Origin of the sequence: Micromonospora sp. NPDC007230, from assembly GCF_042869115.1 — a bacterium.
In the GTDB taxonomy this organism is placed as follows: domain Bacteria; phylum Actinomycetota; class Actinomycetes; order Mycobacteriales; family Micromonosporaceae; genus Micromonospora.
Map to the genome: position 1 here is coordinate 1 of NZ_JBIAFE010000020.1, position 12,367 is coordinate 12,367.

9 protein-coding genes, 1 tRNA gene and 6 pseudogenes are annotated in these 12,367 nt (G+C 70.2%); 5 read left to right on the top strand and 11 right to left on the bottom strand.

The genetic code is table 11. The features are described 5' to 3' along the window. Positions 1-85 (top strand): annotated as a pseudogene (locus tag ACFYML_RS25145) (IS5/IS1182 family transposase); the annotation flags it as partial. Positions 86-429: 344 nt separating this feature from the next. Here ACFYML_RS25145 and ACFYML_RS25150 read toward each other — a convergent pair. From ACFYML_RS25150 to ACFYML_RS25165, 4 genes and pseudogenes are all read right to left on the bottom strand, one after another. Next, complete coding sequence (locus ACFYML_RS25150; protein ID WP_387422971.1) at positions 430-732, bottom strand: MerR family transcriptional regulator; 303 nt, start codon at positions 730-732, stop codon at positions 430-432. A 697-nt stretch (positions 733-1,429) separates the two neighbouring features. Then, a pseudogene (locus tag ACFYML_RS25155) lies at positions 1,430-2,571 on the bottom strand (transposase); the annotation flags it as partial. A 170-nt stretch (positions 2,572-2,741) separates the two neighbouring features. After that, positions 2,742-3,083: a DUF3618 domain-containing protein gene (locus ACFYML_RS25160; protein WP_387423082.1), complete on the bottom strand. Its 342-nt coding sequence runs from the start codon at positions 3,081-3,083 to the stop codon at positions 2,742-2,744. Continuing rightward, a pseudogene (locus ACFYML_RS25165) lies at positions 3,084-3,524 on the bottom strand (phage holin family protein); the annotation flags it as partial. Between the two features lie 753 nt (positions 3,525-4,277). On the opposite strand from ACFYML_RS25165, the pseudogene ACFYML_RS25170 reads away from it, so the two are divergent. Beyond that, a pseudogene (locus ACFYML_RS25170) lies at positions 4,278-4,547 on the top strand (hypothetical protein); the annotation flags it as partial. 354 nt (positions 4,548-4,901) lie between these two features. Here ACFYML_RS25170 and ACFYML_RS25175 read toward each other — a convergent pair. Both ACFYML_RS25175 and ACFYML_RS25180 read right to left on the bottom strand, forming a co-directional pair. Then, complete coding sequence (locus ACFYML_RS25175; RefSeq protein ID WP_387423091.1) at positions 4,902-5,147, bottom strand: hypothetical protein; 246 nt, start codon at positions 5,145-5,147, stop codon at positions 4,902-4,904. Positions 5,148-5,215: 68 nt separating this feature from the next. Then, positions 5,216-5,758: a dihydrofolate reductase family protein gene (locus tag ACFYML_RS25180; RefSeq protein WP_387422972.1), complete on the bottom strand. Its 543-nt coding sequence runs from the start codon at positions 5,756-5,758 to the stop codon at positions 5,216-5,218. Positions 5,759-6,200: 442 nt separating this feature from the next. On the opposite strand from ACFYML_RS25180, the pseudogene ACFYML_RS25185 reads away from it, so the two are divergent. Next, positions 6,201-6,758 (top strand): annotated as a pseudogene (locus ACFYML_RS25185) (AbiV family abortive infection protein); the annotation flags it as partial. A gap of 303 nt (positions 6,759-7,061) precedes the next feature. On the opposite strand, the gene ACFYML_RS25190 reads toward ACFYML_RS25185, so the two are convergent. Then, positions 7,062-7,421 (bottom strand): hypothetical protein, encoded by a 360-nt coding sequence (locus tag ACFYML_RS25190; RefSeq protein WP_387422974.1) that lies wholly within the window; start codon positions 7,419-7,421, stop codon positions 7,062-7,064. A gap of 112 nt (positions 7,422-7,533) precedes the next feature. Here ACFYML_RS25190 and ACFYML_RS25195 point away from each other — a divergent pair, with 112 nt between their 5' ends. Continuing rightward, the gene (locus ACFYML_RS25195; RefSeq protein ID WP_387422975.1) at positions 7,534-8,385 is read left to right on the top strand and encodes a hypothetical protein; all 852 of its coding nucleotides are present in this window, start codon (positions 7,534-7,536) and stop codon (positions 8,383-8,385) included. 44 nt (positions 8,386-8,429) lie between these two features. Here the strand turns inward: ACFYML_RS25195 and ACFYML_RS25200 are convergent, their stop codons facing one another. The 3 genes from ACFYML_RS25200 to ACFYML_RS25210 all read right to left on the bottom strand — a co-directional run bounded on the left by ACFYML_RS25200 (position 8,430) and on the right by ACFYML_RS25210 (position 10,190). Further along, complete coding sequence (locus ACFYML_RS25200; protein WP_387422977.1) at positions 8,430-9,479, bottom strand: tyrosine-type recombinase/integrase; 1,050 nt, start codon at positions 9,477-9,479, stop codon at positions 8,430-8,432. Next, positions 9,469-9,966 carry a hypothetical protein gene (locus ACFYML_RS25205; RefSeq protein ID WP_387422978.1) on the bottom strand — a complete coding sequence of 166 codons (498 nt, stop codon included), beginning with the start codon at positions 9,964-9,966 and terminating at the stop codon, positions 9,469-9,471. Before ACFYML_RS25205 ends, ACFYML_RS25200 begins: the two co-directional genes overlap by 11 nt. Before the next feature lie 137 nt (positions 9,967-10,103). Beyond that, a tRNA-Leu gene (locus ACFYML_RS25210) sits at positions 10,104-10,190 on the bottom strand. Positions 10,191-10,284: 94 nt separating this feature from the next. Here ACFYML_RS25210 and ACFYML_RS25215 point away from each other — a divergent pair. After that, a pseudogene (locus ACFYML_RS25215) lies at positions 10,285-10,596 on the top strand (hypothetical protein); the annotation flags it as partial. Between the two features lie 164 nt (positions 10,597-10,760). On the opposite strand, the gene ACFYML_RS25220 reads toward ACFYML_RS25215, so the two are convergent. Further along, complete coding sequence (locus tag ACFYML_RS25220; protein WP_387423092.1) at positions 10,761-11,594, bottom strand: hypothetical protein; 834 nt, start codon at positions 11,592-11,594, stop codon at positions 10,761-10,763. Positions 11,595-12,367: the final 773 nt, after the last annotated feature.

The window sequence follows — 12,367 nt, forward strand, 5'->3', positions numbered from 1 at the left end:
GCGCTGCTGCCCCCGCCGCGCCACCGCGATCGTGCAGGCCATCCTCGTCCTGCACCACGTCGAAGCGAACCGCTACGCAGGATGAAAATGGCTCAGTGTTGTGCATCGCCGAGGCAGTGCTGTTGGCTGTTTCCTCGTCTCTGAGGTCATCGCCTCCACGTACCCCTTGCCGGGCGGGATCATCACCGCGATGTTGTCGGACATCGTGGATCCGTGGCCGGCTGGTTGATTGCCTGTGGGCGTGGGGTCGGGTGTGTGGGTTGCCGGAGAGCAGGTGGGCGGCGCTGGGAGAAGATTGGCGGGCCGCGCCCCGGTGTGGCGGTATCGGCTCGGCGACCACGTCGGAAACGACAGACGGTCCCTGCCTTGCTGGGCCGGGACCGTGTGACGGTTCGCGTCGCCTCGGGGGTTACCACCGGTGCGGGGTGGTCAGTGGGTCGGGTCGGATTGGTTGTGTCGGAGGGCTTCTTCGAGTTGGTCTTCGAGGATGATGATGCGGCAGGCGGCCGCCATGTCGGTGCCCTGCTCGCACATCCGATGGGCGCGGGCGGCCAGGCGTAGCTGGTGGCGGGAGTAGCGGCGGTGGCCGCCGGCGGAGCGGTGCGGGTCGATCAGTTTCGCCTCGCCGAGCCGGCGCAGGAAGTCCTGCGAGCAACCGACGATTTCCGCGGCGCGGCCCATCGTGTAGGCGGGGTAGTTCTCGTCGTCCAGCATGTCATCGGGTTGGCCCATGCCACCTCCACATCGAGGGCCCCGGCGCGGGAAGCGCCGGGGCCCCAGGGTTAACGGGTCAGAAACACCATCACCGACAAGACTGTCGGTTTGTCATGTCCGCACGGGGCCAGACGGCCTCGGGTGCGGGGATCGCATAAGCGTGACCGGAGAACCACCTCTCGTTCGATGGAAACTGCGGTGTCCGCGCCCGGCCCGTCACATGCGGCCGGCGGCGGGCGATCCAACGGTGTACGGCCCTCCCTTTCCTCTGTCTTCCTCTAGCTCAACTGTGCGTGCTGCCCGCCGGCGCCCGGCCCACGATCTCCTGGCTGCGGCGCCGGCGGACCGATACTGCCTGCGGCGGAGCCCTGAAACCTGAGGCTGGCCCCACCGCGTCGTCGCGCCCGAGCGCAAGCCTCACGCCCGGGGTACCGCCGTACTGCTTCAACTTCCACTTCTTACAGGTCGTGCCGAGCGGGAGCCGTGTGAAGCTGGCCCTGCTCCATCGCCCGTCGTGGGCGGTTTTCGTCAGCGTCTTTGTTGCACTCTCGCACTCAACGGTAGAAAGACTAACCAGCAACGGCGAGCATGTCTAGCGATTGCCACATAGATTTTCTGGGTTCGGACACGCAGTGTCTCCTGTCAGGGCGATCAGCTGTCGCGCACGGGGAGATCATGGCGACGCGGGCCCATGGGGCCTAGGTAGCTGGCAGACGAGCAGGTCGATGCCGGTGAGGGCGAGTTCCAACCATGCCTGGTTGATGGCGAACAGGCGGGAGGGGAACCGGGCGAAGCCGGTGTCCTTCCCTGTGCGGACGCGGTTCTCTACTCGGGCGTAAGCGCGGTGGCGGGCTTCCAGGTGCTGGACCGATCCTGTGCCGGTCGGGGTGTCGGTGGCCATGGCCTGGTGGCGCTTGCCTTCGATGGTGTCGAACAGGGTCAGTTGCGCGCCGGGGTGCGGGCGTTCGCGGCGGACGATGACCCGGGTGCCGGGCGGGTAGGCGGCCAGGTAGTCGGCGGGCAGCAGGCCGGTGATCTCGCGGATCTCGGCCCCCTCGCGCAGGTCACCGTCGCTGTCGAGGGCGCTGATCCAGCCGGTGGCGGCGCGGATCGTGTCGCGGACGGGTTCGGTGATCGCCACGCCGACGGAGAATCGGATGTCATGCCGTGTTCGCGCAGGCTGCGGATGTGGGCGACCGGCCGAGCCCGAGAGCACGAGGATCGGCGTGCCGTGCCGGTGGTTGTCGGGGATCTGCTCCAGGGCGCGGTCGAACACGAGGATGTGGTCGGCGGTGTTCGACCCGGCCCGACCCTCGCGCAGCAGCCCTAGCCGAACGTCTTCTTCCACGTCCGCGACGCGTTCTCCTTCTCAGAGTGGCAGATCACGATCGAGGCGTCCACATCCAGCACGATCGCCGGTACCGGCATCCCCGCCGCCGTCGAGGCAGGAAGACCTCACGGGTCTCGACCATCTGCGCCCACGCCAACTCTCGCGCCCCCGCCCGAGCCGCCCGCAGCCGCGCCAACGCTGAAGCGTCCACGCCGGGCAGCACCCGCCATGCGGTCGGCTCCGAGGCCACCGGGCCGAACACGCCCGGCTGATCAGGCGAGACAGCAAGGTCGGCGATGGCATCACCGCCATCGGCCAGCATCATCGCCAGATCCACCGCGACCCGGGCGGGGAACATGACCTGCCTGCCGCTGCCGCAGCGGTGTCAGAGCGTCACTGAACCCATTGGTCAAGCCGCCGGGACGATCTACAACACTGAGGGATTTGCCCGCAGTTTGGCGGCGACGCGACCGAAGCCCGGTGATACCGGCGCCGAGCCGAGTGGACCGCGCGCGTACGGCAAGCAGCTCAACATCGACGGCGCCGAACGACGCGCCTGTCCGGTCGGAGCTGCCGCACGGCTGCGGCAACGCCGACGGCGGTGATGGCGGTCATGGCGAGGGCAGCGGGACGGCGACGGGCTGCCGACCGAAGTGCTACGGCCGCGCCGCGGATCGAACGGGCGGCCGGGCCCGCCCTATCTGCGGCAGCGTGAGACCTGCTGCGAACTACGGCCATCGCCCGTGTCGCGCGTTCGCGCAGCGCGTTGCCGCGCCGTGCCTGCCATGCGGCTGCGACCTGCGCTATCCGCCCGTTGCCGAGCTTTCTGTACCGCTCCTGCGGTCTTTCCTCGCATCGCCTGGGCCGCACCCGTCAGTCGTTGGCCGACGCGATTTTTGATCTGGAGGGCGCTGTCGCGGCCCCGCGCCTTCACGTCGGTCTTGGCTGCCAGGGCCTGCACCGTGGCGCCCAGTTCCGCTCGTGTCTTCTCGACGTCCTCGCTGGTGCGGTCCGGGTCGCTGTTCGCGTCCGCCATCATCGCTCCCTCCCCTTCTTGGCGGCCTGTTGCACTGACCTTGACGTCGGTGCGCACGCTGTCGAGCGTCGACTGGGGCTTGAGAGGCATCATCTTGCTGGTCTGCTTCTTTCCGGACAGCGCGAGCAGACCGGCTACCGCGAACAGGATCACCGCCACGACCAGGGCGGCCAGCCACGCCCACATGACCTTCGCCAGTAGCAGGATGATCGCGGCGACGAGGGCACCCCCGCCGTAGAACGTCATCCCGCCCGCTCCGCCGAACATCACTGCGACGGCACCGGCGCGCTTGCCTTTGCCGGTCAACTCCGCGCGGGCCGCGGCCATCTCGTCGCGCACCAGCCGGCTGATCTGGTCGGTGGCGCGCTCGACGAGTTGCGCAACGCTGGCCTCTGCCGGTTGTGCCTGCTGGGCCTTCGGGTCGCCACCCGGTGGACCATCCATGTGCGGTCAACCTCCCAAGGATGTTCGGTCGTGAATCACGGGGCCAAACGCGCCCACCCCGGGTGTCGAGTGGCTGTCCTACCGGGTCAGGCCTGGCTGCGGCACCGCGTCGTCACCTCACCTGGGCCGGGTGGCCGCGGCCGAGGTGCCGGTGGCGCTACTCGGACCGACCGTGGCGCCGGCCAGCGATGGGGTGCCTGCGCCTGCCGCGGTGGATGCGCCATCAGCTGGAGCAGGAAGATCACTGACGGCGATGTCACCTGCCGTGCGGCGCCGGCTGGTTCGCACAATGGCCACCACCGCTGCCACCGCTAGTGCCGCCGCTGCTGCCGTCGCGGGCTGGACCATTGCCGTCGCCTGCAACAGCGACCGCTTCCTGCTACGCCTACGCCTCATGTCGATCGCCCGCCTTCTGCCGTGCTTTGCGCTTTCTCCCATCGTGAGGACAAGAAGGCCATAAGGAGGCTGATTCGGTGCTTTTGATCCGGTCGTGGCCACAACGGCCGCTAACCCGAAGGCCGGGCTTGCCCGATCATCACTGAGACCGTCTCCGGCGACTGGCGCATCCGAGGCTTTTGCGTCCGCTGCGACGGGGTCCGGTTGGCGTGTTGGGCGGGCGGTTGTGTTGACCCCGCACCCGGCCACGACGGGCCGTTCGGCGCGCAGCGGTCGAGATTCCCGCGAGTCGGCGCGGCGTGCCGCGGACCGACCGGGTATGCGGACGGTCGCAGTTCACGCGACAGGAGGGACATCGTGCAGAAAACCCTCGCGGCCGGACAGGTCAACATCAGTGGTGCCCTGACCGATATGTGGCGGTCCGTGTTGCTCTTCGTGCCGAAAGCGGTCGCCTTCATCGTGATCCTCGTGATCGGCTGGCTCGTCGCCCGAGCCGTCCTGAAGATCGTGGACAAGGTACTGGAACGGGTGGGCTTCGACCGCGCGGTCGAACGAGGCGGCGTCAAACGCGCACTCGAACGCAGCAAATACGACGCCAGCGACCGTTCGGGTAGGCACCCGTCGTACGAACGGGTCGTGGGGCGGAGGTCGATGAGCCGTAGTGCGAGGCAGCGTTGGCGAGAACGGGTAGGCCGCGACCAGACGCCCGCCGCCGTCGACGGCGACAAGATCTTCCCGGGCAAGTTCCCGCAGCGCCTTCGCGGTGTCCAGGTCCGCCGCGCCGGCGCCAGCGCGGATGTCGGGGTCAGTGGGGGCAGCCCCGATGGCGGCGAAGTGACCCAGGATCGCTCGACGCACCTGCCGGAGACTGTCGTTGAGCTGCTCGGCGCGGCGGGGCCGATCTGTCCGGATCGCATTGCCCGGGCTACGCGCGGCAATCCACCCGGCTCTGCTCAGTCACACCGGTGGCAAGTCCGGCGCCTACCGCCTGGCGCAGGGCAGCGCGGATGCGCTCGCCAGTGGGAGATCCAAGCGACAGGCGGCCGAACCGTCGATGCCGCCCATCACGTCCACACCGTTGACCAGGATCGACGGAGACGGGCAGTCCCCCACGACCTCGGTGACCACCGCGAGGGGCAGACCGACGTCGGCCAGCGCCGCGCGCAGCTCATGCCGAGCCGGCGCGAGGTTCGGACAGTCCGGCACCGAACGAAGCTCAACAGCCACCCAGCCTTTCCTGTGCGATCTGCTGCCGCGGTCATCACAGCCCTCCTAACAAACGGCCCCCGGTGGCATCACGCCGGAAGGGCGCGGTACCCCAAGAGCAGGTGTCCGGAAGGTGTGGACTGCGCGTCAAGCAGCGTCAGCCGGCGCAGCGTGTCGTCGTGGTCGAACAGCCTTCGCCCGTCGTGGGCTAGCGTCGGAGTGATGACCAGTCGCAGCTCGTCGGCCAATCCCGCTTTGAGGAGCGACTGGGCCAAGCTGATGCTGCCGTGTACTCCGATGTCACCGCCCTCCTGACGCTTGAGAGACGCAACATAATCGGCGACCGGGACATCCACCAAGACCGTCCCAGCCCACTCCGTGGCGGGCTTACTGGACGTGATGACGTGCTTGGCTGTGCGGTTGATAAAGGTGGCGAACGGTTCGACGTCCGAGCTGGGCCAATAATCCACCCAGTAGTCGTACGTGCCGCGTCCCAGCAGCACGGTATCCTGCGTGCTGATGACGCTGGAAAGGTTCTCGAAAACCTGCTGATCGACGTCGAACATCCAGTTTCCCGGCTCTTCGGCAACTCCGTCTAAAGACAGCAGCTCATAGACCACGACCTTACGCATACTCTGGTTTCCTTCGTTCCGGCGGCGGTCGCCGCGATGACGATGCGATGGCCTAGCGTAAGACACCGCCGTTTGGTCCGCGACTACGAACACCATTCCGAGACGTCCGAGCGCACGCTCCGCTGACGGGAGCCATCAACAGGAATCTGCGGATTAGAAGGTGGCTGTACAGCCATCGGTACAGCCAAGCCCGCCGGCGGACACCGCCCGGGACAGACCACCGGCGACATGGCGTGCAGGCACGAATGGTCACGCGCTTCCTGCCATGACCTGGCCCACCAGGTCCCTGCCGGCCGTGATCTTCGTCCTTTCAAACTGAAGCTCCGCCAGGGCGTCACCAGGGCGTCAGGGCGTCCCCAGGGCGTCAAACGCCGGGCAAAGTTGACCAACGACGACCATCGACACCCGAACATAGAACCAGGCCAGAGGGGCTCAGGAGGAACTCGGGAAGGCGCTCTGGGTTTACGACACGTTCTCGTCTGCGTGGAGTACCGGGGACGGGGAGCCTCGCAAGGTGGATCGCCTCGCCAAGCATGGCCGTGACCACGTTCAGAAGTTCCTTGAGGCGTTCGTCTATGGCGACGAGTTGCCTGCCTTCTGGGGCGACTACGAGGCGATGGACAAGCGGCGGCAGGGTGAGCCGTGGGAGGACGCGTGGCAGCGTCGCCAGCGCGAGGCCGAGGCTGCTGCGAAGGAGGCGAATGCCGCTAAGCAACGCGGTTTCTACGTCGATCGGGACAAGGCGGGCATCATCTCGTCGCCCACAAGCTTGGGAGCGGGCACCGTCGCTGACGACCTGAAGGTGGCTGGGCAAGTCGTGGAGATGCTGCTTATTCGCGACCATAGCCGCATGAAGATCGACGCAGTCATCGAGTACGACAGCACCCACGATCAGCAGTTCCGACTTCTGCCCATCTCCCACCCTGAGGACTGGGCACAGTCGTCCGAGGACTTCCGCTGCGGGGGGATCGGCGCTGCCGAGCACGAGACCGAGGGCTGAAGTCTGCCGCATGTCGATACCCCGCACCAGGCGCGTCCCATCCAGCTGCGATGCCGGGCGAACTTGTGGGCGGTGTTACCCGCAGCTCGGATCGATCACATACACGCTCATCGGCAGATCCGGATACCGGAGCGGTTCGCTCCGATCGCCGATCACCGCACAGCCGCCGGGCGGCCGGCGCGTCGACAAGGGATAGGACAAGCGACAAGGGGCACCCATCGTCAGCTACGGCCTCATGCACTCGTAGCACTTGTCGTCGGGGTTCGGCCTCCAGTGGCTGTTGCCCATCAACCTTTGGTCTGGCTACTGCCCGAAGGTGTAGCGCAGGTTCGCGTTGATCAGTTCGTTGAGCCGCTTGCGGAGATGTCCGAGCAGTGACGGGTCGGGTAGGGGTTCGGCGACCAGCAGCGTCCAGCGCAGCTGGGTGCCTTCTCTGCCGTCGGACTGCAGGTCGAAGCGCACCTGGGCATCCGGCCTCTTGGGCCACAGGGATGACCAGATGACCAGGTGTGGGTGCTCGGCGCGCAGGACCTGCGGCGATTGTTCGTCGTCCAGCAGCTGCAGCCAGGGACGCGCCGGGTCGCGGTTGGGCTCGGTCAGTGCCTCGAAGACGATGGCCGGTGGGGGTGGTTGGGTGCGCGTCCGGCTGCCGGCGTCGAGCATGCCCTCAGACTAAAGCCCACCGGGCTGATCCAACCCGTCGTCTTGCCGCCGGCCAGACCGGGTACTGGCCGGTCCGGCCAATCGAGAGCAAGAGCTGGCATTCTCGGTGTCCATGAAGACGGTCGCTCGCCGCGATATCGACGATGCCTTGACGCCGCAGCAGGAGTCGGAGTTCGTGCGGGCGATGCTGGCTCATCAGGTGGGGATCGATCCGGATCGGGTGGGGCCGGTTCTGGATCTCGCTGCGGTCGGTGTTGTCAACAACGCGTGGCGCAACAGCCCGGTGGAGGACTGGCACGCCGGGGACGGGCCGCTCAGCGACGGCGACATGCTCCGCATCAATTCGCACACATGTTGGCGAGTACGGCAAATCATCCGCCGTTGGCGCCGTGAGGTGGGCCCGGCGGCAGATGCCGACGCTGGGCGGCTTGACGGCGTCGGCGTGGACGATTGGGACTGGCTGGCCGTACGGATCTGGCGCTGGCTGGTCAACCCGCAGCGCCTACTGCCGGGTGGCTCGCGGCTCGTCGAGATCGCCGGCGATGACCTCGCGGACTTCAGCGACCACGTCGCGGACGTGTTGGGCGGGTGGGCAGCCGCAGCCGAGGAACGGGGTGGCCGACACGCCGCCTGGCGCACCGCGGCACACGGTGGGCTGGCGTGCCGCCATTGGTGGGGCACGCCGACCTGGCCCAGCCTGGTCGACGACTTCGTCACCGCCCTTGACGAGCCGTCGCATCCGCACTGGGGGCCCAACGGCCAGCGGCGTCAACGACTGCGGCCAGAACCCGCGCAGGTGGCGGACCGTCGCGTTTTGCGCAGAACCCTTCTGCGCGAGCCGTGGGCCCTCCAACCGGCGGCAGCCCAGTGGGTTGTCGCAGCGGGTATCGGCTACCTGCAGCCGGGTATCCCGCCGTTGCCCACCAGCGCCGACACCAGCACGTCTGCGAGCGGCGTCTCCTGAGGACTGGATCAACGGCGAGTGCTAGCTATGCGGCCCAGCCGCCGTCATCCCTGGCGTGGTGCGGGCAAGGACTGCCCGTCTTGTCCTCTGGCTAGCGGGTGGGGCTGGCCCGTCATGGCGGCCAGGGCCTCGGCGACGGCGTGAAGGTCAGCCTTGATGTAGGTGGTGGTGGCGGGTCCGCGGCTGTCGGTATGGCCGGCGTAGGCGCGCGCGATGCCGTAGCCGAAGTGGCGTTCCACCCAGGTGAGGGTGGTGTGGCGCAGCCAGTGGGTGGAGATGCCCTGCGCGGCGACCCATGGCAGACGGTCTCCGATGCGTCTCCAGAGGTGGTCGTAGCGGCGACTGCTGATCGGCTGGCCGTTGCGGTAGCGCAACAGCCGGTCTGCGGACAGGACCGCGCCCCGAACCTGGGCGTGCTCCTGCAGGCGGACGGCGAGGATCGGGGTGATGGGTTGCCAGCGCAGGGTGCCGCCTTTCTCGGTGAGGCGGATCAGGCAGTGCCGGGTGTCGAGGTCGACCAGGCGGAGGGCGAGGGCGCCGCCGCGTCGGCAGGCGGTTTCGGTGTGCAGGCGCAGCAGCAGTGCGTCGAGGATGACGTCGTTGCCGCTGCTACGCGCCACCAGGTTGATGTCCTGAAGCTCACCGGGCGTGAGGGCGCGGCGGGGGTTGGGCAGCCGGCGCGGCTTGGCGACCCGGTGGGCTGGGCTGGCCCCCAGGGCGATGTAGCCGTCGGCGATGGCACGGCGGTAGACGGCGCGGGCGGCCGCGATGACGTGCTCCCCGGCGTGACGGCCCTGCCGGCCGGTGCGTCGGGACCGGGCGGTGGCGGTGACCTGGCGCATGAGGGCTTCGATGTCGCTGGCGGTCACCTCGTCCAGCCGCAGGTGACCGAAAACGGCGACCATGCGGTTCCAGTAGGTGCCGTAGGTGCGGCGAGTGCCCGGACTGGCCGCGGCCTCGACGCGCGGTATGTACTCGGCGAGCGTCGGCATCTGCGCCGCCGGATCGGAGTGCGCGCCGAGGTCGGCCGGGGTAAGGCCGAGATGGGCGAGGATCTGCCGGGCGGTGACGATGCGTGACGGATCAGCCGGCATGAGAAGGGCCTCCGAGGACGGCGGTGTGCAGGTCCGCGAGGAGCCGCGTGATGGTGTTCGAGGGGTGCACGATGAGCAGATCGCGCGCCGGGATCGCCGCCAGCAGCACCACCTGGTGCGGGGTGATGCCGCACATCTGCCGGGCTGCGGCGGGCAGCGGGAGTGCGCCGCGGGCGCCAACGGCGTGCGTCCCGTCGGGTACGGCGGCGATGAGCAGGAGGCCGTCGGTGACGTCGACATGGAGACGGTGACCGGACGGCCAGCTCAGCGCCCGCAGCAACGCCCGGGCGGCCACCCGGCCGTCGGCGTCCGGGCGGGCCACGTCGAAGACGATGTCGTCGACCGGTTCCCGCGCAGATGGAAGGGCTGCGGGCAGCGCTGGCATCGGAGCCGGTGGCGGTGCCGGGCGAGGAAGCGGGGTGGGGATCACCGCGCCGATGAGTTGCTCGTCGAGGCGTCGGCGCGGCGGTTGCCGGGCGGCCGTCATGGTGACCGCCGCAGCCGTTCGCGCGGCCTCAACGCGTCGTGCCGAGAGCCCTCATCTTCGATGTGTGCACGGATGCTACGGAGTGCCCTCATCGGGAGCCACCACGGCGGTGAGCTCCCGTGATCCCGCACGAAGACTGGTGTCCGAGGGGGGACTTGAACCCCCACGCCCTATACGGGCACTAGCACCTCAAGCTAGCGCGTCTGCCATTCCGCCACCCGGACCTGCTCGTCCAGCCTACCCTGTCGACCGCAGTGACTTACTCACCGGTTCGGTCGCCCTCGTGGGCCGCACGGGGCATTACTGTACACGGCCCAGATGGATCATGCACATCGCCGTTCCGGCTGCCCGTTTCCGCAGGTCAGGGCGACGAGACGGGATCGGCCCGCAAGACCCCATTCCAGATCGGCCGGGTCGGGTAGCGTCCGACGCCCGATTCCGGGCAGCATTGCTCACGTGTCACACCCCTCCCCTCTGACCGCCGCGCAACACCACGCCCTCGCCCTGCGTTCCGCCGGTGACCTGGCCACCGCCCGCCGCCTGCTCGACGACGCGATCGCCGCGGCCCGGCCGGCCTACGGGGAGGACCACCCCGACGTGTTGGCCAGCGGCCACCTGCTCGCCCGCCTGCACCGGGAGGCCGGCGACCCGGCCGCCGCCCGGCGGGTGTTGGAGCAGGCGTACGCGGCCGGTGAGCGTCGCCGCGGCGAGGCCGACCCGCTGATGCTCGCGCTCAGCTTCGACCTGGCGGGGGTGGCGGAAGAACTCGGAAACCGGCACGAGGCCCGTCGCAACTACACCCGGGTGGCCACCGCCGGGCCCGCGGTGCTCGGTCCGGACCACCCCGCGGTACGCACCGCGCGCCAGTACCTCGGCGGCTCCGCCGCCGCTGCCACCCCGCAGCCGGACCCGGCCGCGCTGTCCGGGCCGACGATGTCGCTGCCGGCCATGCCGGCCCCGCACCAGCCCCCGGCCGTGCCGCCCGCACCCGGGGTGCCGGCGGCTCCCCGCCCGGTGCCACCCGGTCCCGGAGCACCGGAGATGGCCTCGCCCGCGCCGGGTACGAACAGGGCGCCGCAGACCGGGACGGCGCCGCCGTCGCCCTGGGCCCCTCCCGCCCCTGGTCCGGAGGCGCCCCTGCCCCCGGCGCCGGTCGTCCCCGCACCAACACCGGTCCATGCGGGTCCCACCGCGACCCCGCTGCCGCCGCCTCCGATCATCCCGGTGCCCACCTCGGCCGTGCCGGTCCCCGCGCCGTCCGCCGCCGTCGGGCCGGCTTCCGCGCCACCGGCACTCCCGCCGGCGCCGGGTCCGATTCCGCCGGTCGCGCGGCCGCCCGTACCGGGGCTGGTGCCACCGGTCGCGCCGTCGGCCGTCTCCGCTCCGCCAGTTGTCTCCACGCCGCCGGCCACCCTGCCGCCGGCACCGGTCATCCCGGCCCCGCCCGGCCCGGCCTCGGCGGCGTCCGGCCCAGTCGGTCCGGGATCCCCGCCCATGCCGCCGACCGCCCGGCCGATCCCCCCGGCACCACAGGTCCCGGCGCCGATCTCCGCCCCGCCGCCATCCGGCACGCTGCCCCCGCCCCCACCCGTTCCGGCACCGGCGCTGCCGCCCGGTGCAGGCGCCACGCCAGGCTCCAGACCGCCATTCAACGCGCCCACCTCGGCTTCTCCGGTCGTCCCGGCGCCGCACCCGCCCATGCCTACGTCGGCTCCCCCGGTGGGACCGGCCGTCGCGGCGCCGCACCCGCCCACGCCCACCTCGGCTCCCCCCGTGAGCCCGGCCGTCCCCGCGCCGCACCTGCCGCCCACGCCCACCTCGACTCCGCCGGTGAGCCCGACCCCACACGGGTCCGACCGGCCGGCGGCGGGCCAGGGCAACCCCGTCGGGTCCGCCGAGTCACACTCGTCCGGCACGCCCGCGCCCGGCTGGGCGACGCCGACCATCCAGGTACAGCAGATCGGGCCGCTGCTCCGTGAGGAGGCGGAGCGGTCGGCCGCTGCGTCCCCGGCCGCCACCCCTGTCGGCGGGGCACCGGTCACCGCCCCGCCCGTCGGCGCCGCTCCGGTGAGCGGCCCACCGCCCACCGGATCCCCGGGCCACCCGCCGGTCAGCTCCGCACCGGTCAGCGGCCCCCCGGTAAGCGCAACTCCGGCCGCCAGTCCGGCCCACGCAAGCGGCGCGCCGATCAGCGCCGCTCCGGTGAGTGGTCTGCCGGTGAGCGCACCGCCCGTCAGCGGGCCACCGATCAGCGCACCGCCGCCCGTGGGCGGTCCGATGAGCGCGCCACCACCCATGAGCGCCCCGCCTATCAGCGCGCCACGGGTCCATGGTCCGCCGGTCGGCGCGCCGCCCGTAACCGGTCCGCCCCCCGCCGCGCCGCAGCCGCCGGTGGGCCCGC